Raw genomic sequence first — 25,558 nt, 5'->3', positions numbered from 1 at the left:
TGCACCGCGCGCATTCGGCACGCGGGAGCGTGCGTTACGGAACGGGAGGCGGGCATGCGTGCCGATCGGATCGGCGCGGCCGCGTGCGCGGATTCATCGGCGGCGCGCGGCAACCGCCGCGACGACGACGCGGCCGCGGCCGACGGCATACGTGCGGCCGAACGCGATCGCGACGACGGCGCGCGCCGCGGCACACGGACGTCGACACGGCGCGCACGCGCACGCCACACACGGGATTCGCATGTCTCCCCCACCCAGAAGGAATCGGCCTGTCAGCGGCCGTGTCCAACGATCTTATGAAACCTTTTATTGGTATTCAAGTGGTATCAATCTGGCGCTAAATTGGCATCGATGCATGACGCCTGCCCGCGCGCGGCCAGGACGAAAAAAAACCTCGCGTGAAGCGAGGTTCTTTCCCTTCCGGGCGGTGGCGGCGCGCGATCGGCGCGCGCGTCACGCGTCAGTGCGCCGGTGCGCCTGTGCGTCAGTCGCGGCGTGCCCGCACGGGCGCTTCCTGCGTCTTCTGCCGCGCTTCGAGCCACATCGCGTTGACGATGCCGAACGACAGCGCGACGCCGATACCGAGAATCCAGCTGAAATACCACATGATCCGACTCCTTGCGAAACGGTGGAACGGCGGGCGAGGCGCCCGCGCGCCCCGACCCGGTTCAATGCATCAATACATCGAGTGCTTGTTCTCTTCGAGCGTCTGGTGCGTGACCTTCCCGCGCATCACGCGATACACCCAGCTCGTGTAGATCAGCACGATCGGCAGGAACACGATCACCGCGAACAGCATCACCTGCAGCGTCATGTGGCTCGACGTCGAATCCCACACGGTCAGGCTGCTGCGCGGGTCGAGCGACGACGGCATGATGAACGGGAACATCGAGAAGCCCGCGGTCAGGATCACGCCGGCGATCATCAGGCCCGTGCAGAAGAACGCCGTCTTTTCCTGCTTCGAGCCGGCGAGCAGCAGCGCGAGCACGCCGCCCGCGATCCCGGCGACCGGCGCCGCGATCATCCACGGATAGTCGCCGTAGTTCGCGAGCCACAGGCCCGAACCGGCGGCGACGTCCTTGAGCAGCGGGTTCGCGACGGTGTCGGTCGGCGCGGCGTGGGTGATGTGGAAGCCGCCGATGTAGGAGGCCACCAGCACGCCGGCCAGCACGAACAGCACGACCGCGAGGAACGACGCCACGCGCAGCGCGATCGACGCACGGCGCGCGATCGCGCCGTCGGTCTTCATCTTGATGAACGCCGCGCCGTGCGCGACGAGCATCGTGAGGCTGACGAGCCCGCACAGCAGCGCGAACGGGTTCAGCAGCGCCCAGAAGCCGCCGTAGTAGGTCACGCGCAGGTCGCTGTCGAACTTGAACGGCACGCCCTGCAGCAGGTTGCCGAACGCGACGCCGAACACGAGCGCCGGCACGAAGCCGCCGGCGAACAGGCCCCAGTCCCAGCCCGCGCGCCAGCGCGGGTCCGGCCGCTTGCTGCGGTAGTCGAAGCCCACCGGCCGGAAGAACAGCGCGAACAGCACGAGCAGCATCGCGAAGTAGAAGCCGGAGAACGACGCCGCGTAGACGAGCGGCCAGGCCGCGAACATCGCGCCGCCGGCCGTGATCAGCCACACCTGGTTGCCTTCCCACGTCGCGCCGACCGTGTTGACGATGATGCGGCGCTCCTCGTCGGTCTTGCCGAGGAACGGCAGCAGCGCGGTCGCGCCCATGTCGAAGCCGTCGGTGACGGCGAAGCCGATCAGCAGCACGCCGACGAGCACCCACCAGATCAGCTTGAGCGTTGCATAGTCCATAGCGATTCCTTGTTCGGTTGCGAGGGCGTGTTCAAACCGCGGCCCGCTCGCCGGCAGCGGCGAGTTCGTGGTGATAGCGGCCGGTATGCAGCGACGACGGGCCGAGGCGCGCGTACTTGAACATCAGCTTGATCTCGATGACGAACAGCGCGGTGTAGAACAGGATGAAGCCGGCGAGACTCAGGTACAGGTCGCTCGGCTGCAGGCTCGACGCGGACAGGTGCGTCGGCAGCACGCCGGCGATCGTCCACGGCTGGCGGCCGAGTTCGGCGACGATCCAGCCGAATTCGATCGCGATCCACGGCAGCGGGATCGCCCACACCGCGTAGCGCAGGAACCAGCGGCGGTTGTCCTGCAGCAGTTGCCGGCGCGCGCAGAACCAGAACGCGGCAACGAACGTCGCGACGAACAGGAAGCCGAGGAACACCATGATCCGGAACGAGAAGAACACCGGCGCGACGGGCGGGATCGTCTTCTTCGCGGCGGCCTTGATCTGCTCGGGCGTCGCGTCGGTCACGTTCGGCGTGAACTGCTTGAGCATCAGCCCGTAGCCGAGATACTGCTTGTGCTGGTCGAACAGCGCGCGCGTCGCGTCGCTCGTGTCGCCCTGCTTGATCTTCTGCAGCGCACCGTACGCGATCATCCCGCTCTGGATGTGCTCCTCGCTGTGCTTCGCGAGGTCGCGCAGGCCGATCACGGGTTCGTCGATCGAGCGCGTCGCGATCAGGCCGAGCGCGTACGGGATCTTGATCGCGTAGTCGGTGCGCTGTTCCTCCTGGTTCGGGATGCCGATCAGCGTGAACGACGCGGGCGCCGGTTGCGTTTCCCATTCGGATTCGATCGCGGCGAGCTTCATCTTCTGCACTTCGCCGGTCGTGTAGCCCGATTCGTCGCCGAGCACGATCACGCACAGCGTGGCCGCGAGGCCGAAGCCGGCCGCGACCGCGAACGAGCGCAGCGCGAAGTCGACGTCGCGCTTCTTCAGCAGGTACCACGACGACACGCCGAGCACGAACATCGCCGCCGACACGTAGCCGGCCGACACGGTGTGCACGAACTTCACCTGCGCGACCGGGTTGAACAGCACGTCGAACAGGCTCGTCATCTCCATGCGCATCGTCTGGTAGTTGAATTCGGCGCCGACCGGGTTGTTCATCCAGCCGTTCGCGACGAGGATCCACAACGCGGACAGGTTCGAGCCCAGCGCGACGAGGAACGTGACGATCAGGTGCTTGACCTTCGACAGGCGGTTCCAGCCGAAGAAGAACAGGCCGACGAACGTCGATTCGAGGAAGAACGCCATCAGGCCTTCGACCGCGAGCGGCACGCCGAAGATGTCGCCGACGTAGTGCGAGTAGTACGACCAGTTCGTGCCGAACTGGAATTCGAGCGTGATGCCGGTCGTCACGCCCATCGCGAAGTTGATCCCGAACAGCTTGCCCCAGAACTGCGTCATGTCCTTGTAGACCTGTTTGCCGGTCATCACGTAGACGGCTTCCATGATGACGAGCAGCCAGGACAGGCCGAGCGTCAGCGGCACGAACAGGAAGTGGTAGAGCGCCGTGATGCCGAACTGCAGACGCGACAGATCGACGACTTCGCTACTTATCATGGTGGTCTCCCTCGGTGGGTGCAGGCGCCGGCACCGAGAGCAGCTTCTCGGCCACGGCGGCAGGCGGCAACGACATGTGCTCGGCCTGCGGATGATTGAAGAATGCGTATTTGAGCGACATCAGGAGGATCAGCTTGACGATCAGCACCAGGGTGATGTCGCGGGCGAGGGTCGGTCCGCGTGCCCATGCGGCGATGCGCGCGCGCCAGCCGATCGGGCCGGCCGGCCGCGAGGGCGGCGCAGGCTCTTTATTGATCGAGATCAAGGCGATTATCCTGAATCGATTTAGGTCGGATTGGGGGCGACTTTACGTCGGATTGGTGACGGCCGTGAAGCTGTTTTAATCCTTTTGCGCCTGACGTGCCAATTTTAAAAGGACTGCTTTCCGATGCCGAGTGCTGCGCTGCGGCAGACCGTCGCGAAACAGGGGTTGAAAATTGAGGTGGATCAAGGTTATGCGGATGAGCGCTGCAAATAGCGCAATGCCGGATGAATCAGTTCAATTAACGGGCGGGAAACGGGGAGGGAAACGGGGCGTGAAACGCGCTGAAAAGCGCGTCAAAAGCAGTGGAAAACGGACGAAAAAAAACCGCTGCCGGTCGGGCAGCGGTTTCGATGCAGTGCTCTGAATCGCCGGGATTTACGCGTATTCGGCGAGGGCCGTGCGCATCTTTTTCATCGCGCTCGCTTCGATCTGGCGGATGCGTTCCGCCGACACGCCGAACTCGGCGGCGAGATCGTGCAGCGTCGAGCCGCCCGAGCCGTCGTCGTCGACGTGCAGCCAGCGCGCCTCGATGATGCGGCGGCTGCGCGCGTCGAGCGCGTCGAGCGCCTGCGCGATGCCGTCCGTCTGCAGCATGTCGCGCTGGCGCGCGGCGAGCACGGCGGTCGGCTCGTTGTGCGAGTCGGCCAGGTAGGCGATCGGCGCGTACGACTCCTCGCCGTCGTCGACCTGCCCTTCGAGCGCGATGTCGCCGCCCGACAGGCGCGTTTCCATCTCGGTCACTTCCTCGCGCTTGACGTTGAGCTCCTGCGCGAGGCCGTCGATTTCCTCCGGCGTCATCGCCTGCATGCTCTTCTTGTGGCTGCGCAGGTTGAAGAACAGCTTGCGCTGCGCCTTCGTCGTCGCGACCTTCACCATGCGCCAGTTGCGCAGGATGTACTCGTGGATCTCGGCCTTGATCCAGTGAATCGCATACGACACCAGGCGCACGTTTTGCGCCGGGTCGAACCGCTTCACGGCTTTCATCAGGCCGATGTTGCCTTCCTGGATCAGGTCGCCGTGCGGCAGGCCGTAGCCGAGGTAGTTGCGCGCGATCGACACGACGAGACGCAGGTGCGACAGCACGAGCCGACGCGCCGCGTCGAGGTTGTTGTCCTCGCGGAATTCGGTTGCGTACCGGCGTTCCTCTTCGGCGGTCAGCAGCGGAATGCGATTGACGGCCTGGATGTACGCGTCGATGTTGCCGAGCTGGCCGGGCAACATCGATTGGGCTGCGAGCGCCAGCGAGCCTGCCGATTCGGCCTTGGCCGGCGTCGGGCGCAGGGTGTTCGGGAGGGTCAGGGCGTTGCTCACTAAAAACTCCTTTGGAATCAGGGGCAAACCCCCGGTCTCGGTTGAGATTCCGGAGGCCATCTTAGCACTCCCGCAAGATGAGTGCTAATTCCTTAGAGGCCACGGGGGCATCCAAGTTCCCTATTTTCTATCGAATCAGTCGAGTCGATAGTCTATTCTGCGACAAGGCCTCCGCCGCGAAGTTCCGTAAGCCGTTGTTTCTGATGGGAATCGGGAGACGATTTCGATTTTTGTCGTTTTGGAAGCAAACAATTTCGCTTCGTGATGCCGATCCGAAAAGTCCTTTACCATACCATTCAGTTCGCTCGGGCCGGGCCGTCGCGGCAGGCTCCATTCAACCCACAAAGTTGGAGTGTCAGATGAACAATAAGAAGAACCGTCGGCCCCGCGGCCGGGTGGTGCTGCACGCGATGCTGGCGGCGTCTCTCCTGGGCGGATCGGGTGCGGCTTTCGCGGATCGCTGGGGAATCCAGGCGGGCGGCGGATTTTCCGATCGCCACGGGATCGACAAGGCCGATCTCGGCGTGGTCTGGGATCCGGGCTGGAACTGGTGGGAAATCGGCGGCTGGCACTTCGCGTTCGTGATGGAAGGCCATGTCGGCTACTGGCACACCGGCGGCAACGTGCACGCCAACATCGGTGAATTCGGCGCGACGCCGATGTTCCGTTTCATCAAGAGCGCGGGCCAGGTTCGCCCGTTCGTCGAGGCCGGCGCCGGCATCCGGTTCCTTACGCATCCGACGATCTCGAACAATCTGTCGCTGTCGACATCGTTCCAGTTCGCGGACGTCGTCGGCGTCGGCGCGCAGTTCGGCGAACGGCAACAGTATCAGGTTGGTTACCGTTTCCAACATGTGTCTAACGCGGGTATCAAAGAGCCGAATCCTGGTATAAATTTCCACCAGTTCTACCTGCAGTACAACTTCTGATCCGCACGCCGGCGCACGGCGGGCGCGTTGCCGAGGAGTCAGGCGATGGCGAAGGTGGTCGATGCGATCCGCGCGCTCGAGCGCGATCGGTTCCGGGCGATGGTGGACGGCGACGGCGAGGCGCTCGACGCGCAATTGTCGGACAAGGTGTTCTTCGTGCACACCAACGGCAAACGCGAAACGAAGCAGCAGTTCATCGACGCCATCGTCGCCGGCCGCCGCCGCTATCGTCAGATCGAGGTCCAGTCGCAGGACCTGCTGCCCGTCGGCGATGCCACCTGCGTCGTGACCGGGCGCGCGTTGATCGAGATGGAAACGAACAATGGCGGCCTCGTGTTTCCGATCGCCTACACGGCCGTGCACACGCACGAGCACGGGCAGTGGCGGCTGCTCGCGTGGCAGGCGACGCGGTGCGCGACCGAAACATGAGCGCGGGTGGCGCCCCCGGGTAGTGTCCCTTTTCATGCCTCGACCGAAGCGGCCTTCTGAGCCGCTTTTTGCTGCCTCGTGCGGCGCGGATCGCGCGGCGCACGGGCGGTCACGCACCGCTCGCTGACATTCAACCCTGCATCGAAGCCCGGCGCTCAGGCCGCCGCGCGGCGATCCGCGCAGTGCCATGCCGAGCGGTTGATCGCGCTGACGAGCGCATCGAGCGCCGCGCTCGCCGCCTCGGCGTGCACGCCGACGCCGTGCCGCAGCGGCGCGTCGCCGACCCGGCAGCCGACCGATACCGCGATCCGGCCGTCCGCGGCGCGCACGTGTTCGCACGACGCAATGTCGACGGCGGCGCCGGCGGCCGTCGCAAAGGCCGCGGCGAAACGTCGCACGGTGTCGTCGGGCGTCGCGTCGGCGGCGGGCGCCGCCGCGATCTCGCGGTTCCGCCAGCGCGCGCCGCTGCCGTGGCGCGCGGCCGGGCCGTCGGTTTCGAGGAATTCGCGTGCGAACAGCGCGCAGATCGCGTCGCCCGTCACTTCCTCGCCCGACGCATCGGCGAGCGTCTGCACCGCCTGGCTGAATTCGATCTGCACGCGGCGCGTCGGCGTGAAGCCCATCCCGCGTTCGAGCAGGAACGTCGCGCCGCCCTTGCCGGACTGGCTGTTCACGCGGATCACCGCGTCGTAGCTGCGGCCGAGATCGGCCGGGTCGATCGGCAGGTACGGCACTTCCCAGACCGCGTCGGCGCGCTGCTGCGCGAAGCCCTTGCGGATCGCGTCCTGGTGCGAGCCCGAAAACGCGGTGAACACGAGGTCGCCCGCGTACGGGTGGCGCGGATGCACGGGAATCTGGTTGCAGCGCTCGACGACGCGGCGCACCGCATCGATGTCGGAGAAATCGAGGCCCGGGTCGATGCCTTGCGTGTAGAGGTTCAACGCGAGCGTGACGAGATCGACGTTGCCGGTGCGCTCGCCGTTGCCGAACAGGCAGCCCTCGATGCGGTCGGCGCCCGCGAGCAGCGCGAGTTCGGCCGCCGCGACCGCCGTGCCGCGATCGTTGTGCGGATGCACGGACAGCACGATGCTGTCGCGATACGCGAGGTTGCGGTCCATCCATTCGATCTGGTCGGCGAACACGTTCGGGGTCGCGGCTTCGACGGTGGCCGGCAGGTTGACGATCATCTTGTGATCGCGGGTCGGACGCCACGTCTGCGCGACTGCGTCGCAGATCTCGCGCGCGAACGTCAGCTCGGTCATGCTGAAGGTTTCCGGCGAGTACTGGAACGTCCAGTGCGTATCGGGGCGCGCGGCGGCGTGTTCCTTGATGATGCGCGTGCCGTCGATCGCGAGCGCCTTCACGTCGTCCTTCGACATCCCGAACACGATGCGGCGGAACGACGGGCAGACCGCGTTGTACAGGTGCACGATCGCGCGCGGCACGCCTTCGAGCGCGTCGAACGTGCGCGCGATCAGGTCTTCGCGCGACTGCACGAGCACCTCGATCGTCACGTCGTCGGGAATCCGCTTGTCGTCGATCAGCTTGCGGACGAAATCGAAATCGGTTTGCGACGCCGACGGAAAGCCGACTTCGATCTCCTTGAATCCGATCGCGATCAGCATCTCGAAGAACTCGAGCTTCTGCTCGATGCTCATCGGCTCGATCAGCGACTGGTTGCCGTCGCGCAGGTCGGTGCTCATCCACACGGGCGCGCGCTCGATGGTGCGGGCCGGCCAGCGGCGGCCATTGAGGCGGACGGGCTCGAACGGACGGTACTTGTCTTGCGGATTGCGCATCATCTTCTGGACCTCGGGTCTCAAGTCGCGAGCGAAGACGGGCGGCATGGGCGATGGTTGGCGCTGCCTCGCACCCCCCGGCGCGCGATGGCGCCATGGATGCGGATGGTCTTCGCGAATCGGCCGACGGATGGACGGACGAAGGCTGACGACTTCGGGTTGTAAAAACTGCGAGAGGGGTACGGCGAGGAACTGCTGGGAGGACCGTGCGGACAGCACACGGCGCTACGACAGCCTTAGGCTAGTCGTAGCGATAGCGGCCGCGCTAGGCGGCCGGAGGTAATTCGGAGGGTGTTCGGAAAGGAACGCATGACGCCAACTCTATGCCAGGATGCGCTCCCGTGTCAAATATCGGGATAACGGGGCGGGCGCCGCCGCGCCGTCAGCGCGCGACGCGGGCGATCCGCACGATCGTCGCGACCTGCCGCGCGACCGTGTCGGGCACCGGCACCTCGCCGCGCAGCACGGCGTCCGTCCACGCGGCCGTGGTCGCCGCATCGCGCGACTCGGGCAGCGCGACGGGCGGCGCGTCGGTCGACGAACGCTCGGCGTCGATCAGCGTGTCGCACACGCCGTCGTGCAGCCAGTCGACCTGCACCTGGCGCCGCGTGTCGGCCACCGCTTCGCCTTCGGTGCCGCGCGCGAGCAGCGCACCGCCGAGCGCGGCGTCCGGATGATCGCGGAACAGCTGCGCGAGGCTGTCGCGGTACGGCGGGTGCGTGTAGTTGACGAGCCGCAGGCCGGCCGGCGCGAACGGCTGCAGAATCTTCACGAGCGTATGCGTCGAGTTGCGCACGCCGAGCACCCTGCGCATCGACAGCAGGTGCGCGATGCGCGGCGCGAGCACGTCGATCGGCGCGAATGCGACGCGGCGTTCGGCGAGCGTGTCCTCGATCGCATCGTGCGACGTCGACGGCGCGAGCGACAGCGCCGAGAAAATCTCCGCGCTCGTCACGCGGCCCGGATCGCGCTCCACCCCATGCACGAGCACCGGCACGCCTTCGCGCGCGAGCAGCAATGCGAGCAGCGGCACGAGGTTCGGCTGCTTGCGCGCGCCGTTGTAGCTCGGGATCGACACCGGGCGGAACGCGGCGTCCTGCACGTGCACGGGCTCGAACGACGCCTGCGCGGCGGCGAGCATCGCGGCCAGTTCGTCGGCGGATTCGCCTTTCAGCCGATAGGCGATCAGGATCGCGCCGAGTTCGAGGTCCGACACGCGCGCATCGAGCATCGCGCGATAGAGCTCGAACGTGTCCTCGGCGGACAGGGCGCGCGCGCCGTTCGGGCCGCGGCCGATTTCCTTGATGAAGCGGGCGCAAGGGAACGGGGCGGCGGGATCGTGGGAAGCGGTCATCGGAACGTGGGGCGGGCGGCCGGCATCGGGCCGCGCGGTGAGCGGTGAGGAATGCCCCGAGTATCGCACGGGCGCGGCCGCGCATCGCGCCGCGCTACACTCTGGTTCCCGGCGCCGCGCGCGCCGGCTGCGCCGCGCCCGTGCCGCCGCCGGCCGAATACGACCAAAAGCGAGACATCCCATGAAGCTCTACAGCTATTTCCGCAGTTCCGCGTCGTACCGCGTGCGGATCGCCCTGAACCTGAAGCAGTTGCCGTTCGACTATGCGCCCGTGCACATGCTGCGCGACGGCGGCGAGCAACTGAAGGACGCGTACCGCGCGCTGAATCCGGATGCGGTCGTGCCGACGCTGATCGACGGCGACGCGACGCTGCAGCAGTCGCTCGCGATCATCGAATATCTCGACGAAACCCATCCCGAGCCCCCGTTGCTGCCGAAGCAGCCGGTCGATCGCGCGTACGTGCGCGCGGTCGCGCTGCAGATCGCGTGCGAGATTCATCCGCTCAACAACCTGCGCGTGCTGAAGTACCTGAAGCACACGCTGAAGGTGTCCGAGGACGCAAAGAACGCGTGGTACCGGCACTGGATCGAGGCGGGCTTCGACACACTGGAGACCCGTCTCGCGAACGATCCGCGCACCGGCAAGCTGTGCTTCGGCGACACGCCGACGCTCGCCGACGTGTGCCTCGTGCCGCAGGTGTTCAACGCGAACCGCTTCTCGATCGATACGACGCGTTTCCCGACGATCCAGCGGATCGTCGACCATGCGGCGACGATCGATGCGTTCAAGGCCGCCGAGCCGGGTGTGCAGCCCGACGCGGAATGAGCGCGACCGCATGAAAAAGGGCGCCCGAAGGCGCCCCGTGCGAGGCGAGCCGGCGGCGGTCAGCCGAGCAGCGCGTCCGCGAATTCCACCGCGCTGAACGGCTGCAGGTCCTCGACCTTCTCGCCGACGCCGATGAAGTAGACGGGCACCGGCCGTTGCCGCGCGATCGCGGCGAGAATCCCGCCCTTCGCGGTGCCGTCGAGCTTCGTGACGATCAGGCCGGTCAGGCCCAGCGCGTCGTCGAACGCCTTCACCTGCGTGAGCGCGTTCTGGCCGGTGTTCGCGTCGATCACCAGCAGCACCTCGTGCGGCGCGCCGTCGTGCGCCTTCGCGATCACGCGCTTCACCTTCTTCAGCTCTTCCATCAGGTGCAGCTGCGTCGGCAGGCGGCCGGCCGTGTCGGCCATCATCACGTCGATCTTGCGCGCGCGCGCGGCGCTGACCGCGTCGAAGATCACCGCGGCCGGATCGCCGCTTTCCTGCTGCACGACCGTCACGTTGTTGCGCTCGCCCCAGACCGCCAGCTGTTCGCGCGCGGCCGCGCGGAACGTGTCGCCGGCGGCCAGCAGCACCGACTGGTCGAAGCTCTGCAGATGCTTCGCGAGCTTGCCGATGCTGGTCGTCTTGCCCGCGCCGTTCACGCCGGCGATCATCATCACGAGCGGCTGCGCGTGGCCGAGCATCAGCGATTTCTCGAGCGGCGCCAGCAGCTCGACGAGCAGGTCGTGCAGCGCATCCTTCACCTGCTGCGGATCGGTCAGCCGGCCCGCGCGCACCTTCTCGCGCAGCGCGCCGAGCAGGTATTCGGTCGCGTCGACGCCCGCGTCGGACATCAGCAGCGCGGTTTCGAGCTCCTCGTACAGGTCTTCGTCGATCTTCGTGTTGACGAAGACGCCGGTGATGCTCGAGCCCGTCTTCGCGAGCCCCGTTTTCAGGCGCGCGAGCCACGACTTCTTCGCGGAGGCGTCCTGCTGCGGCGGCGGGACGATCTCGACCGTCTCCACGACTTCGTCGCGGCCGTCGTTGGTCGGCGTGACCGTCATCACGACGGCCGGCGCGGCCGGTTGGGCGCTCGCCTGCGGCAGCTCGGCCGCGGGTGGCGCGTCGAGCGCGGGCGCGTCGGCGTCGGACGCTTCGTCCGCTTGCTGCGCGTCGGCCGATTGCGATTCCGCCGGATCGGGCTCCTGCGTTTTCTTGAATCGTTTGAAGAAACTGAACATGGTCTGGCGTCGGGAAGAGGGCGGGCCGCCGCCGGGGGCGGGGGCGCCGGACGGGCCGTTCTGCGTTCGCGTGGGCGCGGCGCTCGGCGGCCGAAACCGTGCATTTTATCAGTGCGGCGTGGCGCTCGCGTCAGCGCGCGTCGCCGCTGTGGTAACGTGCGCCTGTTTGGCGGCGCGCGGCTGCGCGCGTCCGGTCCCTCCGTTGTCGATATTCCCGAATGTCCCGTTCCTCTTCCGGCCGCTCAGCGGCCCCTTCCGGCCGCGGCAAGCCGCACACGATCCGCATCATCGGCGGCGACTGGAAACGCACGCCGCTCGCGGTGCTCGATCTCGACGGCCTGCGCCCGACGCCCGATCGCGTACGCGAGACGCTGTTCAACTGGCTCGGCCAGGATCTCGAAGGCTGGCGCTGCCTCGACCTGTTCGCGGGCACCGGCGCGCTCGGCTTCGAGGCCGCGTCGCGCGGCGCGGCGAGCGTCGTGATGGTCGAGCGCCATCCGCGCGCGGCGCAGCAGCTGCGTGCGATCAAGGACAAGCTCGGCGCCCGTTCGGTCGAGATCGCCGAAGCCGATGCGCTGCGGCTCGCGGCCGGGCTCACGCCGGGCGCGTTCGACGTCGTGTTCCTCGATCCGCCGTTCGACGACCCGGCCGCGCTCGAGCGCGCGATCGCGCTGGCGGCGCCGCTCGTCGCGGCGGACGGCGCGCTGTACGTCGAAACGGGGGCGGAACTCGATCCGGCCGCGCACGACGCGCTGGCTGGCTGGCAGGTGGTGAAGCGCGGCAAGGCGGGGGCGGTTCACTATCATTTGCTGCGGCGCGAAAATGATGAATAATGCGCGTTCCATACGAGGCGGCGCGCCGCAAAGGCGACGCATGCCCATCTCGGCAGCGGCGCGTGCATCGCACGGCTGCCATCCCGTTTGCGTGATGACAGGAGGAGCGACATGGTAGTCGCCGTGTATCCCGGTACGTTCGATCCGCTGACGCGCGGGCACGAAGACCTCGTGCGGCGCGCGTCGAGCATTTTTGATACGCTGGTGGTGGGCGTTGCCGACAGCCGCGCGAAAAAGCCGTTTTTCTCGCTCGAAGAACGTCTGACGATTGCGAACGAGGTGCTCGGCCATTACCCGAACGTGAAGGTGATGAGTTTCACAGGCCTCCTGAAGGATTTCGTCCGCGTCAACAATGCGCGCGTGATCGTGCGCGGGCTGCGCGCCGTGTCCGATTTCGAGTATGAGTTCCAGATGGCAGGGATGAACCGCTATCTGCTGCCCGACGTCGAGACGATGTTCATGACGCCGTCCGACCAGTACCAGTTCATCTCGGGAACGATCGTGCGTGAAATCGCGCAATTGGGCGGCGATGTCAGCAAATTCGTGTTTCCGTCCGTCGAGAAATGGTTGACCGAGAAAGTCGCCGCGATGGGAGGCCCCGCCGCGTGACGCGGCGTCGGCCGGTTTCGTTGCGAGGCCGGCCGACGGCCTGAAGAAGTGAGATCAGTATGGCTTTGATGATTACCGACGAGTGCATCAATTGCGACGTGTGCGAGCCCGAGTGCCCGAACGGCGCGATTTCGATGGGCCCGGACATCTACGTGATCGACCCGAACAAGTGCACCGAGTGCGTCGGCCATTTCGACGAACCGCAGTGCCAGCAGGTGTGTCCGGTCGAATGCATTCCGCGCGATCCGCAGCATGACGAATCGCATGCGCAATTGATGGAGAAGTATCACGCGCTGATCGCCGTGAAGGGCGACGACGCATCGTGATTCTGCGCTGACGCGCGCGCCTCGATTGGCCCGCGCGCCGCGCTTTCGGATCGGCGCCGCCCGGCGCCGATCTTTCCGTGTCAGGCCAGCAGCGCGCGCAACGCCGCGACGAGCGCATCGCATTCGGCATCGGTGCCGACGGTGATACGCAGGTGCTGGTCGATCCGCGGCAGCCGGAAGTGCCGCACGAAAATTTCCCGTTCCTTCAGCTTCGCCGCGATCGTGCCCGCATCGTGCGCGGGATGGCGCGCGAACACGAAATTCGCGGCCGACGGCACGATCTCGAAGCCGAGTGCGCCGAGCGCATGCGTGAGCCGCGCGCGGCTGTCGATCACGCGCCGGCAGGTGGCGTTGAAATGATCGGTGTCTTCATACGCGGCCTGTGCGGCAACCTGCGCGAGCCGGTCGAGCGGGTACGAGTTGAAGCTGTCCTTCACGCGGTTCAGCGCGTCGATCAGCGCCGCATCGCCGAACGCGAAGCCGACGCGCATGCCCGCGAGCGAGCGCGCCTTCGACGTCGTATGCACGACGAGCAGGTTCGGATGACGGTCGATCAGCGTAATCGCCGACTGCGCGCCGAAATCGACGTACGCTTCGTCGATCACGACGACCGACGACGGATTCGCGGCCGCGATCCGCTCGACGTCCGCGAGCGGCAGCGCGCGCCCGGTCGGCGCGTTCGGGTTCGGAAACAGCACGCCGCCGGCGTCGTCGAGATAATCGTCGACGCGGATCGAGAAATCGTCCGCGAGCGGCACGACCGTGGTCTCGACGCCGTACAGGCGCGCGTAGGTCGGGTAGAAGCTGTACGTGATGTCGGGAAAGCGCAGCGGCCGGTCGTGCTTGAGCAGCGCCTGGAACGCATGCGCGAGCACCTCGTCGGAGCCGTTGCCGACGAACACCTGTCCGGGCTGGATGCGGTGATGGGCCGCGACCGTCTCGCGCAGCGCGCGCGCGACCGGGTCCGGATAGCGGCGCAGCGTGTCGCCGGTGTCGCCGAGTTCGCGTGCGATCGCCGCGACGACGCGCGGCGACGGCGGATAGGGATTCTCGTTGGTGTTCAGCTTGACGGGGTGCGCGAGCGCGGGCTGTTCGCCCGGCACGTAAGGCACGAGTTGCTGAACGACGTCGCTCCAGTAACGGCTCACCGCTTGGCTCCTGTCGGGCAAAAACGTCCAGATTACCGCATGTACGCGTCGCGGTGGGGCGGGCGAGGCCGCCCGGTTGCGCGGGACGGCCGATGCACCGGGCCGGTGCGGCGGGCGATCAGTTGCGATGCAGTTGCATCGTCGCGCGGTCGAGTTCGCCCTTGACGACCATCGGCATCACGGCGAGCGCGCGTTCGATCGATGCGTCGATCACGTCCTGTTCCTCGCGGCGCGGCGGCTTCAGCACGAAGTTCGCGACGTCGGGCTTCGCGCCGGCGCGCGCACTTTCCGGAATCAGGTCGCGCGGATGGCCGATGCCGATCCGCAGCCGCCAGTATTGCTGCGACGACAGATGCGCGGTGATGTCCTTCAGCCCGTTGTGGCCGCCGCTGCCGCCGCCGAGCTTCAGCTTCACGGTGCCGGGCGGCAGATCGAGCTCGTCGTGCGCGACGAGGATCTGGTCGGGCAGGATCTTGAAGAATTGCGCGAGCGCGACGACCGACTGGCCGGAGCGGTTCATGTAGGTCTGCGGCTCGAGCAGATGGACTTCCTCGCCGTGCAGGCGCGCTTTCGCGTAGAAGCCGTGGAAACGGCGTTCGTCGCGCAGCGTCGTGCCGGCTTCGCGGGCGAGCTGGTCGACCAGCCAGAAACCGGCGTTGTGGCGCGTCGTGGTGTATTCCGCCCCGGGATTCCCGAGGCCGACGATCAGTTTGATCATGACGTTTCGAAGGCGGCGGCGGCCGCCTGGGCGCAGAAAAAGAAAAACCCGCCGGGCAAGCCGCGGCGGGTTGCGTCGACCGTTTCGCGAAACGGATCGATGGGGCGCAGGCAGCCGCTCAGGCAGCCGGCGTTTCGCCTTCTGCTGCGTCCGACACGGCACCAGCCGGGATCGTCGCCGACGCGACAACCGGGTTTTCCGCGTCGACGTGCGCGACCAGCGTCACGCCCTTCGGCAGTGCGATGTCCTTCGCGTGCAGCGACTGACCGGCTTCGATCTTCGACAGGTCGACTTCGAGGAACTCCGGCAGGGCAGCCGGCAGGCACTCGACTTCGATTTCCGTCGCGACGTGCGAAACGACCGCGCTCGACAGCTTGACGGCCGGGCTGACTTCAGCGTTCAGGAAGTGCAGCGGCACCTTCGTGTGCAGCTTCTTCTTCGCGTCGACGCGCTGGAAGTCCACGTGCAGCACCAGTTGCTTGAACGGGTGGTATTGCACGTCGCGCAGCAGAACCTGTTGCGACTGGCCGGCCACTTCGAGATCGAGGATCGACGAGTGGAAAGCTTCCTTCTTCAGGGCGTGCCACAGGGCGTTGTGATCGAGTTCGATCTTTTGCGGGGCGGCTTCGCCACCGTAAACGATACCCGTGGTCTTACCGGCGTTGCGCAGGCGGCGGCTCGCACCCGTACCTTGCTGTTGGCGCTCGAAAGCGACGACTTTCATGTGATTCTCCAATGGCTGCCCGCGACCAGGCAGTAAAACGGGGCCATCAAATGGCGGCCCCCGATGAAACGGCCGGGGTTTCGTCTATCCCGTCCGATTGTGCAAAAAGCGAAGCGTTGCCGCTTCGCTTTCCGCGCATGCTTTGTTGCGTCGATTCGCGATCAGGATTCCGCGAACAGCGACATCACCGAATCGCCGCGGCGAATCCGCGAGAACGTCTCGGCCAGCAGGCTCGCGCTCGTCAGCGAGCGGATCTTCGAGCACGCCAGCGATTCGGCCGACAGCGGGATCGTATCGGTGACGACCAGCTCGTCGAGTGCCGATGCGGCGATGCGGTCAGCGGCGCCGCCCGACAGCACCGGGTGCGTCGCGTAGGCGAACACCTGCTTCGCGCCGCGGTCCTTCAGCACCTGCGCGGCCTTGCAGAGCGTGCCGGCCGTATCGACCATGTCGTCCATGATCACGCAGGTGCGGCCTTCGACTTCACCGATGATGTTCATCACTTCGGCGACGTTCGCCTTCGGGCGACGCTTGTCGATGATCGCGAGATCGCAGTTGAGCTGCTTCGCGAGCGCCCGGGCACGCACCACGCCGCCGACGTCCGGCGACACGACGAGCAGATCCGAGTAGTTCTGCTTGCGCAGGTCGCCCAGCAGGATCGGCGTCGCGTAGATGTTGTCGACCGGGATGTCGAAGAAGCCTTGAATCTGGTCGGCGTGCAGATCCATCGTGATGATCCGCTCGACGCCGGCGATTTCCAGCATGTTCGCGACGACCTTCGCCGAGATCGCGACGCGCGCCGAACGCGGGCGGCGATCCTGACGGGCATAGCCGAAGTAGGGGATGGCAGCGGTGATCCGGCCGGCGGATGCGCGCTTGAGCGCATCGACCATGATCATCAGTTCCATCAGGTTGTCGTTCGCCGGTGCGCACGTGGATTGCAGGACGAAGACATCCTTGCCGCGCACGTTTTCCTGGATCTCGACCTGGATCTCGCCGTCGGAGAAACGGCTGACCATTGCTTTGCCGAGGGGAATACCAAGGATACTGACGACTTCCTGGGCGAGCGCGGGATTCGCGTTGCCAGTAAAGACCATCAGGCCATCATGGCTGTGGCTGCTCATCGTGCACCTGCTTCAGGCTTGGGCGGGAAATGCGGGAAAATTTTTGGCAGGGGAGGAAGGACTCGAACCCTCGCATGCCGGAATCAAAATCCGGTGCCTTGACCAACTTGGCGACTCCCCTACACTTAACTGATAACTTCACCGAACATGTGTAGGCCGTTCGGCAAAGTAAAACTTCATGACGCGAAAGCGAAGAGCGGATGCTCGTTCAGGCTCTCGGCAACTGCGCCATTCCAACTGGCGGGCAGTTTGGCTTTCGCCGCTTCTGCCTCGTGCTTGCTGTGAAACGCTGCAAACACGCTTGCTCCGGAGCCGGTCATCCTCGCGGGGGTCACATCATACAACCATTTGACCACCTGCGCAACTTCCGCGTACTTCCTTGTTACAACTTCCTGCATATCGTTCCGGCCGAAGCTATCTGGCCATCCCGCATCGCTGGTTTGCTGTGCAAGAAAGTCAGCAATTGTGACGGGCTTCGTATCTCTTGTCAACAACTCATCTGAAAATATTTCAGCGGTCGGGACATGAACGCGTGGCGTCACAACCAGGAACCAGCGAGTCGGCAATTCTACCTCAGCTAATTCTTCTCCGATACCCTCCGCGAACGCATTTTTTCCGAAAATAAAAAACGGGACGTCGGCGCCGAGTTTGACCGCGAGCGACTGGAGTTCCGCGCGCGGCAGATCCAGTTGCCACAGGCGGTTCAGCGCGAGCAGCGTCGTCGCCGCGTCGGAGCTGCCGCCGCCGAGGCCGGCGCCCATCGGCAGGATCTTGTCGATCTCGATGTCGACGCCGTGCGCCGCGCCCGTATGCGCTTTCAGCAGATTGGCCGCGCGCACGACGAGATCGCTTTCCTCGGGCACGCCGGGCACGTCGGTGACGCGTGCGACGCGGCCGTCGTCGCGGCGCGTGAAGTGCAGCGTGTCGCCCCAGTTCAGCAGCTGGAATACGCTCTGCAGATCGTGATAGCCGTTCGGACGGCGGCCGGTGATGTGCAGGAACAGGTTGAGTTTCGCGGGCGCCAGGCAGTTGCGCAGCGAGCGGGTCGAATCGGTCATGCGGGTATCGAGGCTTAAGCGCGCGTGCTCACTGATCGAGCACGAGCTTGATGTCGAGCGGCGGCGTCGCGCGCACGAGGTTGACGCGTTTGACGCCCGTGGCCGGGGCATCCGCGTAGGCAAGGTAGTCGATCGTCCAGCCGTCCTGGCGGAGCTGCTTGATGCGCGCGCCGTCGGCCGGGTCGCGCACCGTTTCCGCGGGCGTCGCCGGGGCGGCGGTCGGCAGCAGCCAGTAGCGCAGGCCCGCGAGCGGCAGCTCGAAGCCGAGCGCTTTCTGCATCAGGTCGCCGACGTCCGGCGCATATTGGGTCGGGCGGTTCGGCAATTCGAGCGACGCCGCGCGCGGCGTCGATTTCACGACCGCGAGCGTCTGGCCGAGCGGGCTGCGCAGTTCGAGCGACACGTCGTCGCCGTGCTCCTGCCAGTCGAAGTTGCCGTACACGTTCTGCGGGTTGCCGAGACGATCGTCGTACCGCACCGCGAAGCGGCCGTGGTACGCATGGGTTGCCGCCGTCTGCAGCGCGGCGCCCGTCGGCGCGTTGGCCGACGGCGGCGTGCTCGCGCAGCCGGCGAGCGCGAGCGCCGCGCCGGCCGCGGCCAGCGTGCGCTGCGCGCGCGAGGGCAGGGAAAACATCGGGAACATCCGCATCAAAGGTCGTTGATCTGCAGGCGTTTCAGCGTCTGCACGAGCGTTTCGTTGTCGGGTTCGAGCTTCCGAGCGGCACGCCACGCGTTGCGCGCGTCGTCCTGCGCGCCGCTCTTCCACAGCACTTCGCCGAGATGCGCGCCGATTTCGGCGTTCGGCTGCAGTTCGTATGCGCGCTGCAGCACCTTCGTCGCGCCGGCCGTGTCGCCCATCCGGTACTTCACCCAGCCGAGGCTGTCCATGATGTATGCGTCGTTCGGCGCGAGCGACATCGCCTTGTCGATCAGCTTGCTGGCCTCGGGCAGGCGCTGGTTGCGGTCGGCGAGCGAATAGCCGAGCGCGTTGTAGGCCTGCGGGTTGTCGGGCTGCGTACGGATCAGCTCGCGCAACTGCTTTTCCATCGTCGCGTAGTGGCCCGTCTTTTCGGCCGCCATCGCGTAGTCGTAGCGCAGGTCGGGATCGTCCGGGAAGTCCTGGACGGCCTGTCCGAGCCGCGCTTCCGCTTCCGGATAGCGCTTCGCGGTGAACAGGATCGACGCATCCGTGCGCGCCACCACGGCCGCGTCGCGCGGATCCGTGATCGGCAGGTTGTCGAGCACCTTGCGCGCCTCGTCGGTCTTGCCCTGTTTCTGCAGCAGTTGCGCGCGCGTGATCTGCGCGGGCAGGTAGTGCTGGCTCGTCTGGTCGACCTTGTCGAGCCATTGCGACGCCTGCGCGTCGTTGTTCTGGTCGATCGCGATCTGCGCGAGGTAGATGTAGCCCTGGCCGACGTCGAGGTTCGGCTGCTTGTCGCCGAGCTGCACGTACTGCTTCAGGTAGCCGGTCGCCTCGTCGAGTTTCTTCTGCTGGATCTTGATCAGCGCGAGCGCCATCAGCGGCGTCGGATCCTTCGCGTCGAGCTTGCGCATCGTCTCGAACTGCTTCTGCGCATCGTCGAGGCGGTCGTCGGCGAGATAGAGCTGCGACAGCGCGAGCCGTGCGTCGCGCGACTTCGGATTCTGCTGAACATACTTCTCGAACGACGCGATGCCCGCCGCGCGTTCCGCCGGCCCCATCTGCGACAGCATCAACGCAGCCGGCAGGTAGTCGGGGCGGATCTGCAGCGCCTGCTTCAGCGACTGCGCGGCGCCGTCCTTGTCGTCGACCGCGAGCTGCTGGCGTGCGATCGCGAGCTGCGCCTCGGGGCGGCTCATGTCGTTCTTCAGCATGTCCTTCAGCACCGCGAGGCCGCCGACGCGGTCGGGGCCGCGCACGAGCAGCGCCTGCAGCGCGAGGATCGCCGGGCCGCGCGTCTCGCCGGTCGCGCGGGCCAGCTCGCGCGCGAGCATCGGCTGCGCGTCGGCCGGCTTGCCGGCGAGCACCAGCAGCGCGGCGTCGACCTGCGACGCGCGGTTCGAATCCGGCGCGTACTGACGCCACAGATTCGCGGCGGACAGCGCGTCGGCCGGGCTCTGCGCGCCGAGCGCGATTTCGGTCGCGCGCTGCGCCATGCGCGGATCGCGCGTGTCGCGGGCAAGCGCGAGGTAGGTCTGGTAGGCCGGCGCCGGCTGGTTGCGCTGGAGCGCGACCTCGGCGGCGAGCACCTGGTAGACGATCTGGCTCGTCAGCGGCACGCCGGGGAGATTCTTCTGCTCGTCCGGCATCACATGCTCGAACGCACCCTGCGGCTGCGCGTCGTCCGATGCCGGATCCTGCGCGTGGGCCGGGAAGGCGGTGAGGGTCCAGGCGGCAAACAGCGCGGCGCCGAGTGCACGACGGACCGGGAAGGCGCGCGCGCCGCGCACGGCGGCGGGGCGCTTCTGAAGCAGCTTCGAGGGCAGAGTCATGGAAATCCGTTCGATGTTTCAACCGATTGTAACGCGCTCGCTACAATACACGCACGATCGTGATAGGGTCCGCTTGCCTGTGGAATCCCCATGCGAATGCCCGAAATCGCGCGCCTCGCGTGCTGCCGGGCGGGCGATTTCGGGCATTCCCGTGTTTCATTCGGGGGAGTCGCGAGAGCGGCCGCTCGCGCGGCGGCGCATGCGCGTTCCCCATGCAAGCAGACCGTAGCCTCAGACCCGCAAAACATGCCAGAGTTGCCAGAAGTCGAAGTCACGCGCCGGGGCATCGAGCCCTTTGTCGCGGGCCGCCGCGTCGAGCGTGTCGACGTCCGTACCGCGATGCTGCGCTGGCCCGTGCCGGCGGGGCTCGCCGAGCAGTTGCGCGCGCGCGAGGTGCTCGCTGTCGAGCGCCGCGGCAAGTACCTGCTGTTCGAAGTCGATGCCGGCTGGTTCATCGTCCATCTCGGGATGACCGGCACGCTGCGTGTGCTGCCCGCGGCCGGCGTGCCGGTCGCCGCGAAGCACGACCACATCGACTGGATCTTCGACGAGTTCGTGCTGCGGTTTCGCGACCCGCGCCGTTTCGGCGCCGTGTTGTGGCACCCGCGCGAAGCAGGCGACGTGCATGCGCATCCGCTCCTCGCGAGCCTCGGCGTCGAGCCGTTCTCGCCGGCGTTCACCGGCGCGCTGCTGCACGCGCGCACGCGCGGCCGCACGGTATCGGTCAAGCAGGCGCTGCTCGCGGGCGACATGGTCGTCGGCGTCGGGAACATCTATGCGTCGGAGAGCCTGTTTCGCGCGGGCATCCGGCCGACGACGGCCGCCGGCAAGGTTTCGCTGGCGCGCTACGAGCGGCTGGCCGACGCGGTGCGCGCGACGCTCGCCGACGCGATCGAGCGCGGCGGCAGCACGTTGCGCGACTTCGTCGGCAGCAACGGCGAAAGCGGCTACTTCCAGCTCGACTGCTTCGTCTATGATCGTGCGGGCCAGCCGTGCCGCGTCTGCGGCACGTCGGTTCGCCAGATCGTGCAGGGCCAGCGGTCGACCTATTTCTGCCCGACGTGCCAGCGTTGAAACCCTTTTCCACGATCAGACAACTTGAAGCCGCCCCGCATCGCCCCCGCTCCGTTCCCCGTCACGCCGCTGCATCGCACGTTCGCCACGCGTCTCGTCGCGTGGCAGCGCGAGCATGGCCGCCATGACCTGCCGTGGCAGAACACCCGCGATCCGTACCGGATCTGGCTGTCGGAAATCATGCTGCAGCAGACCCAGGTGTCGACCGTCATTCCGTATTACACGCGCTTTCTCGACCGCTACCCCGACGTCGCCGCGCTCGCGGCCGCGCCGAGCGACGACGTGATGGCGCTGTGGGCGGGGCTCGGCTACTACTCGCGCGCGCGCAACCTCCACCGCTGCGCGCAGGTCGTCGTCGCCGAGCACGGCGGCGCGTTTCCGGCGACGCCCGACGCGCTGGCCGAACTGCCGGGCATCGGCCGCTCGACGGCCGCCGCGATCGCGTCGTTCGCGTACGGCGCGCGCGCGACGATCCTCGACGGCAACGTGAAGCGCGTGCTTGCGCGGGTATTCGGCGTCGAGGGCTTTCCGGGGGAGAAGCGTGTCGAGAACGACATGTGGGCGCTCGCCGAATCGCTGCTGCCCGATGCCGCGAACGCGGCCGACGTGAGCGCGTATACGCAGGGGCTGATGGATCTGGGTGCGACGCTGTGCGTGCGCGGCAAGCCCGACTGCGCGCGCTGCCCGTTCGCGGGCGACTGCGTCGCGCAATCGACCGGCCGCCAGCGCGAACTGCCGGCCGCGCGGCCGAAGAAGGCCGTGCCGACGCGCAAGACCTGGATGCTCGTGCTGCGCGACGGCGACGCCGTGCTGCTGGAGCGACGGCCGCCGACCGGCATCTGGGGCGGGCTGTGGAGCCTGCCGCAAGCGGACGGCGATGCCGCGCTGGCCGATCTCGCGCGCGGCTTCGGCGGCGGCGGCACGGTGCCGCTCGCGCCGCTCACGCACACGTTCACGCATTTCCGGCTCGAGATCGAGCCGCGGCTGAGCGATGTGGCGGACGGCGGCGGCCTGCCGTCGCAGGCGCGGGACGCGGACACCGCGTGGGTGCCGCTGAGCCGGCTCGACGCGTACGGCGTGCCGGCGCCCGTGCGCAAGCTGCTCGACGCGCTGAGCGGGCCGCTGCTGTAACGAACGGGAAGGGCGCGGCGCGGGCCGCGTGCGGGAAGGCGCCGGGTGGCCGCGCGCAGGAGAGGTTTTCGGGCGGGCGCGACGCGCGATGCGCGACGGAGCGGGCGCGGGCGCTACAGCCAGCCGTGCCGGTCGAGCACGTGGTGCACGGCGTCGATGCGCGCGCCGACGTCCGGAAACTCCATCAGCTTCTGCCGTGCGCGCAGGTCGAGCGGCAGCAGTTCCGCGAGGCGGTTCGATACCCAGCTCGGATCGTCGAGGCGGAACGGCTCGCCGAACGGCATTTTCTGCGGATCGGACTTCTTCAGCGCGTCGATGATGCGCTCGAGCACCTCGGCGCACGAGCCGAACTGCGCGAGCGCCTGTTCGCCTTCGAGCGGGATGTCGTCGGGCAGCGGCTCCGCGATGCCGACCAGCAGCCCGTTGCCTTCGACGCGATACGACAGCAGCTCGAAACGCTGCGTGCCGACCGCCTGCAGATACAGCATCCCGAATTCGCCGGTATCGCACTCGGTGATGCGCGCCATGCAGCCGATGGTCTCGGGCACCGACACCGCGCCGTCCTGCGCGACTTCGGGCCCGCTCTTGAGCAGGCACACGCCGAACGGTGCGTCGTCGCGCAGGCAGGCGCGCGACATGTCGAGATAGCGCGCCTCGAACACCTTGAGCGGGAGCAGCCCTCCCGGAAACAGCACCGTGTGCAGCGGAAACAGCGGCAGGTCGATCAGGGTGGTCGATAGGGAGGACATGGCGCGCGGGCGTGGGGGCGGGTGTCGCTAGGGTCGGTCGACCTCGGAGACGAGCCGCGACGACGCGTCGACATCCACCGGCGCGTCACGATGCCGCACGATCACGTTCGCCTCGCGCGCCAGGCGCGCGGCGAGCGTTTCCGCGATGAACACCGAGCGATGCTGGCCGCCCGTGCAGCCGATGGCGACGGTCAGGTAGCTGCGGTTGTCATCGCGAAAGTGCGGCAGCCATTTCATCAGGAACGCATGGATGTCGTCGATCATCTGGTGGACGATCGGCAGTGCGTCGAGAAAGGCGATGACCGGCTGGTCGAGCCCGGTGAGCGGGCGCAACTCGTGGTCGTAGTACGGATTCGGCAGCGCGCGCACGTCGAACATCAGGTCGGCGTCGAGCGGCACACCGCGCTTGAAGCCGAACGATTCGAACATCACCATCAGGTCGTTGTTCTTCTGCTCGATGAAGCGCTTGACCCAGGTGCGCAGCACATTCGCGCGCAGCGTGCTGGTGTCGACCTGGTGGCCGAATTCGGCGAGCGGCGCGACCAGCTCGCGCTCGCGCTCGATCGCTTCCTCGAGCGACGACAGCAGGCCGACGTCCGCGTCGTGCGACAGCGAGCCGGACAGCGGATGGCGGCGGCGCGTTTCGGAGAAGCGCTGGATCAGCGCCTGCGTGCTCGCGTTGAGGAACAGCACGCGCACGTCGTGCTCGCGGGACAGCTCGCGGATCAGGCCGGGCATTTCGTCGAGCGACGCGCTCGAGCGCGCGTCGATCGCGACCGCGAGCCGGCGCTGGCCGTCCTGCGCAAGGTAGCGGGCGAGTTCGGGGAGCACGTGCGGCGGCAGGTTGTCGACGCAGTAATAGCCTGCGTCCTCGAGCGCGTTCAGCGCGACGGACTTGCCTGAGCCGGAGATGCCGGTGATGAGGACGATGCGCATGGGAACAGAGAATCCTGACGTTTCATCATAGCACCGGCTCGACGCGTCGGCGTTGCGCGGCCGGCGCGTGCGGGTTACACCAGTTTGCCGGGGAACTGACTGTCGGGATCTTGCATCGCGAGTCGTTGCCGATCCATGAAATCGCGCAACGTGTCGATTCCGCGCAACTGCAGGATCGTGTTCCGGACGGCCGCCTCGACGAGCACCGCGAGGTTGCGGCCGGCCGCGACCTGGATCGTGACCTTGCTGATCGGCAAGCCGAGCACGTCGACGGTCTGGCTTTCGAGCGGCAGGCGCTGGAATTCGCCGTCGGGGCGCCGCACGAGCTGGACGATCAGCTTCAGCTTCATTTTCCGCCGCACCGCGGTTTCACCGAAGATCGTCTTGATGTCGAGCAGGCCGAGGCCGCGCACTTCGAGCAGGTTCTGCAGCAGCGGCGGGCAGCGCCCTTCGACGAAATCGGGGCCAAGACGGACGAAATCGACCGCGTCGTCGGCGACGAGGCCGTGGCCGCGGCTGATCAGCTCGAGGCCGAGCTCGCTCTTGCCGAGGCCCGAATCGCCGGTCAGCAGCACGCCCATCCCGAGGATGTCGAGGAACACGCCGTGCAGCGTCGCGCGCGGCGCGAGGATGCGCGACATGTAGAGCCGCAGGCTGTCGATCACCGCGGCGGCCGACATCGGCGTCGTGAACAGCGGCGTGGACGAGCGCGTGCAGCGCAGCACCAGTTCGGGCGGCGCCGCCGCGCCGCCGGCGACGACGAGGAACGGCGGCTCGAGCGCGATCAGCTCGGCCATGTGGCGCGAGCGGTCTTCGTCGGTCTGGCGCTGGTAGTAGTCGATTTCGGCTTCGCCGAGCACCTGGATCCGGTTCGGGTGGATCAGGTTCAGGTGGCCGACGAGGTCGGCGCTCGATGTCGCGTTGCCGACCGTGTCGGCCGAAAAGCCGCGTTCCCAGCCTTCATGCCCCGTCAGCCAGCTCAGTTTCAGCGTGGCTGCGTTGTCGTCGAAGATGCTCTGGGCGTTGATGCTGGACGTATCCATGACTCTCGTCACTCCAATGGGCCGGTGCGGGCGCGCGGCGACGGACGTCGCCATG

The 25,558-nt window shown here is 67.0% G+C and carries 26 protein-coding genes and 1 tRNA gene; 8 read left to right on the top strand and 19 right to left on the bottom strand.

Translation table 11 applies throughout. The features are described 5' to 3' along the window. Positions 1–484: 484 nt before the first annotated feature. From cydX to rpoH, 5 genes are all read right to left on the bottom strand, one after another. A complete protein-coding gene (gene cydX, locus CFB35_RS14800) occupies positions 485–607 on the bottom strand; it encodes a cytochrome bd-I oxidase subunit CydX (RefSeq protein ID WP_006477761.1) in 123 nt (40 codons plus the stop codon). Positions 608–676: 69 nt separating this feature from the next. After that, positions 677–1,813 (bottom strand): cytochrome d ubiquinol oxidase subunit II, encoded by a 1,137-nt coding sequence (gene cydB, locus CFB35_RS14795; protein WP_089465163.1) that lies wholly within the window; start codon positions 1,811–1,813, stop codon positions 677–679. Between the two features lie 31 nt (positions 1,814–1,844). Next, positions 1,845–3,425, bottom strand: coding sequence for a cytochrome ubiquinol oxidase subunit I (locus CFB35_RS14790; protein WP_059575619.1), 1,581 nt, complete (start codon positions 3,423–3,425; stop codon positions 1,845–1,847). Further along, positions 3,415–3,696, bottom strand: coding sequence for a cytochrome oxidase putative small subunit CydP (cydP, locus tag CFB35_RS14785; RefSeq protein WP_179231750.1), 282 nt, complete (start codon positions 3,694–3,696; stop codon positions 3,415–3,417). The genes CFB35_RS14790 and cydP overlap by 11 nt, the downstream gene beginning before the upstream one ends. Positions 3,697–4,065: 369 nt before the next feature. Next, positions 4,066–5,001 (bottom strand): RNA polymerase sigma factor RpoH, encoded by a 936-nt coding sequence (rpoH, locus tag CFB35_RS14780; RefSeq protein WP_060966632.1) that lies wholly within the window; start codon positions 4,999–5,001, stop codon positions 4,066–4,068. A 359-nt stretch (positions 5,002–5,360) separates the two neighbouring features. Here rpoH and CFB35_RS14775 point away from each other — a divergent pair, with 359 nt between their 5' ends. Together CFB35_RS14775 and CFB35_RS14770 are read left to right on the top strand one after the other, a co-directional pair. Then, positions 5,361–5,930 carry an acyloxyacyl hydrolase gene (locus tag CFB35_RS14775; protein WP_059642653.1) on the top strand — a complete coding sequence of 190 codons (570 nt, stop codon included), beginning with the start codon at positions 5,361–5,363 and terminating at the stop codon, positions 5,928–5,930. 45 nt (positions 5,931–5,975) lie between these two features. Then, entirely contained in the window at positions 5,976–6,359 is a 384-nt protein-coding gene (locus CFB35_RS14770; protein WP_059642650.1) for a nuclear transport factor 2 family protein, read from the top strand. Positions 6,360–6,514: 155 nt separating this feature from the next. Here CFB35_RS14770 and leuA read toward each other — a convergent pair whose 3' ends face one another. Both leuA and ybiB read right to left on the bottom strand, forming a co-directional pair. Then, on the bottom strand, positions 6,515–8,161 hold the full coding sequence (gene leuA, locus CFB35_RS14765) for a 2-isopropylmalate synthase (protein WP_089465162.1): 1,647 nt from the start codon (positions 8,159–8,161) through the stop codon (positions 6,515–6,517). A gap of 379 nt (positions 8,162–8,540) precedes the next feature. After that, positions 8,541–9,512: a DNA-binding protein YbiB gene (gene ybiB / locus CFB35_RS14760; protein ID WP_089465161.1), complete on the bottom strand. Its 972-nt coding sequence runs from the start codon at positions 9,510–9,512 to the stop codon at positions 8,541–8,543. 181 nt (positions 9,513–9,693) lie between these two features. Here ybiB and maiA point away from each other — a divergent pair, with 181 nt between their 5' ends. Continuing rightward, positions 9,694–10,338, top strand: coding sequence for a maleylacetoacetate isomerase (gene maiA / locus CFB35_RS14755; protein ID WP_060966636.1), 645 nt, complete (start codon positions 9,694–9,696; stop codon positions 10,336–10,338). A gap of 59 nt (positions 10,339–10,397) precedes the next feature. Here the strand turns inward: maiA and ftsY are convergent, their stop codons facing one another. Then, positions 10,398–11,558, bottom strand: a complete 1,161-nt coding sequence (gene ftsY, locus CFB35_RS14750; RefSeq protein ID WP_089465160.1) for a signal recognition particle-docking protein FtsY — start codon at positions 11,556–11,558, stop codon at positions 10,398–10,400. Positions 11,559–11,776: 218 nt separating this feature from the next. On the opposite strand from ftsY, the gene rsmD reads away from it, so the two are divergent. From rsmD to CFB35_RS14735, 3 genes are all read left to right on the top strand, one after another. Further along, entirely contained in the window at positions 11,777–12,391 is a 615-nt protein-coding gene (rsmD, locus tag CFB35_RS14745; RefSeq protein WP_089465159.1) for a 16S rRNA (guanine(966)-N(2))-methyltransferase RsmD, read from the top strand. A gap of 111 nt (positions 12,392–12,502) precedes the next feature. Further along, positions 12,503–13,000, top strand: a complete 498-nt coding sequence (gene coaD / locus CFB35_RS14740; protein WP_014895999.1) for a pantetheine-phosphate adenylyltransferase — start codon at positions 12,503–12,505, stop codon at positions 12,998–13,000. A 59-nt stretch (positions 13,001–13,059) separates the two neighbouring features. Then, on the top strand, positions 13,060–13,326 hold the full coding sequence (locus CFB35_RS14735; protein WP_006477774.1) for a YfhL family 4Fe-4S dicluster ferredoxin: 267 nt from the start codon (positions 13,060–13,062) through the stop codon (positions 13,324–13,326). A gap of 80 nt (positions 13,327–13,406) precedes the next feature. Here CFB35_RS14735 and hisC read toward each other — a convergent pair whose 3' ends face one another. The 8 genes from hisC to CFB35_RS14695 form a co-directional block, all read right to left on the bottom strand. After that, positions 13,407–14,474: a histidinol-phosphate transaminase gene (gene hisC, locus CFB35_RS14730; RefSeq protein ID WP_060966639.1), complete on the bottom strand. Its 1,068-nt coding sequence runs from the start codon at positions 14,472–14,474 to the stop codon at positions 13,407–13,409. Positions 14,475–14,592: 118 nt separating this feature from the next. Further along, positions 14,593–15,192, bottom strand: a complete 600-nt coding sequence (gene pth / locus CFB35_RS14725; RefSeq protein WP_089465158.1) for an aminoacyl-tRNA hydrolase — start codon at positions 15,190–15,192, stop codon at positions 14,593–14,595. A gap of 118 nt (positions 15,193–15,310) precedes the next feature. Beyond that, positions 15,311–15,916 (bottom strand): 50S ribosomal protein L25/general stress protein Ctc, encoded by a 606-nt coding sequence (locus tag CFB35_RS14720; protein WP_059575641.1) that lies wholly within the window; start codon positions 15,914–15,916, stop codon positions 15,311–15,313. 161 nt (positions 15,917–16,077) lie between these two features. Then, positions 16,078–17,040: a ribose-phosphate pyrophosphokinase gene (locus tag CFB35_RS14715; protein ID WP_059575643.1), complete on the bottom strand. Its 963-nt coding sequence runs from the start codon at positions 17,038–17,040 to the stop codon at positions 16,078–16,080. Positions 17,041–17,084: 44 nt separating this feature from the next. Continuing rightward, positions 17,085–17,161: transfer RNA gene (locus CFB35_RS14710), tRNA-Gln, on the bottom strand. A 55-nt stretch (positions 17,162–17,216) separates the two neighbouring features. Further along, on the bottom strand, positions 17,217–18,098 hold the full coding sequence (gene ispE, locus CFB35_RS14705; protein WP_059575646.1) for a 4-(cytidine 5'-diphospho)-2-C-methyl-D-erythritol kinase: 882 nt from the start codon (positions 18,096–18,098) through the stop codon (positions 17,217–17,219). 28 nt (positions 18,099–18,126) lie between these two features. Then, positions 18,127–18,747 (bottom strand): lipoprotein insertase outer membrane protein LolB, encoded by a 621-nt coding sequence (gene lolB, locus CFB35_RS14700; RefSeq protein ID WP_089465157.1) that lies wholly within the window; start codon positions 18,745–18,747, stop codon positions 18,127–18,129. Then, entirely contained in the window at positions 18,747–20,570 is a 1,824-nt protein-coding gene (locus CFB35_RS14695; protein ID WP_059642629.1) for a tetratricopeptide repeat protein, read from the bottom strand. The genes lolB and CFB35_RS14695 overlap by 1 nt, the downstream gene beginning before the upstream one ends. A 246-nt stretch (positions 20,571–20,816) precedes the next feature. On the opposite strand from CFB35_RS14695, the gene mutM reads away from it, so the two are divergent. Both mutM and mutY read left to right on the top strand, forming a co-directional pair. Next, positions 20,817–21,644: a bifunctional DNA-formamidopyrimidine glycosylase/DNA-(apurinic or apyrimidinic site) lyase gene (gene mutM / locus CFB35_RS14690; RefSeq protein WP_059575651.1), complete on the top strand. Its 828-nt coding sequence runs from the start codon at positions 20,817–20,819 to the stop codon at positions 21,642–21,644. A 24-nt stretch (positions 21,645–21,668) separates the two neighbouring features. Continuing rightward, the gene (mutY, locus tag CFB35_RS14685; protein WP_059642623.1) at positions 21,669–22,775 is read left to right on the top strand and encodes an A/G-specific adenine glycosylase; all 1,107 of its coding nucleotides are present in this window, start codon (positions 21,669–21,671) and stop codon (positions 22,773–22,775) included. 113 nt (positions 22,776–22,888) lie between these two features. Here the strand turns inward: mutY and CFB35_RS14680 are convergent, their stop codons facing one another. The 3 genes from CFB35_RS14680 to hprK all read right to left on the bottom strand — a co-directional run bounded on the left by CFB35_RS14680 (position 22,889) and on the right by hprK (position 25,503). Next, positions 22,889–23,524 (bottom strand): LON peptidase substrate-binding domain-containing protein, encoded by a 636-nt coding sequence (locus CFB35_RS14680; RefSeq protein WP_059575655.1) that lies wholly within the window; start codon positions 23,522–23,524, stop codon positions 22,889–22,891. A gap of 27 nt (positions 23,525–23,551) precedes the next feature. Continuing rightward, positions 23,552–24,460: an RNase adapter RapZ gene (rapZ, locus tag CFB35_RS14675; RefSeq protein ID WP_059642620.1), complete on the bottom strand. Its 909-nt coding sequence runs from the start codon at positions 24,458–24,460 to the stop codon at positions 23,552–23,554. Positions 24,461–24,534: 74 nt separating this feature from the next. Beyond that, positions 24,535–25,503, bottom strand: coding sequence for an HPr(Ser) kinase/phosphatase (hprK, locus tag CFB35_RS14670; RefSeq protein WP_006483133.1), 969 nt, complete (start codon positions 25,501–25,503; stop codon positions 24,535–24,537). Positions 25,504–25,558: the final 55 nt, after the last annotated feature.

Origin of the sequence: Burkholderia sp. AU16482 (assembly GCF_002223285.1) — a bacterium.
In the GTDB taxonomy this organism is placed as follows: Bacteria; Pseudomonadota; Gammaproteobacteria; order Burkholderiales; family Burkholderiaceae; genus Burkholderia; species Burkholderia semiarida.
The sequence above is the reverse complement of the archived record's forward strand: the minus strand, read 5'-3'. Positions and strand labels throughout refer to the sequence as shown.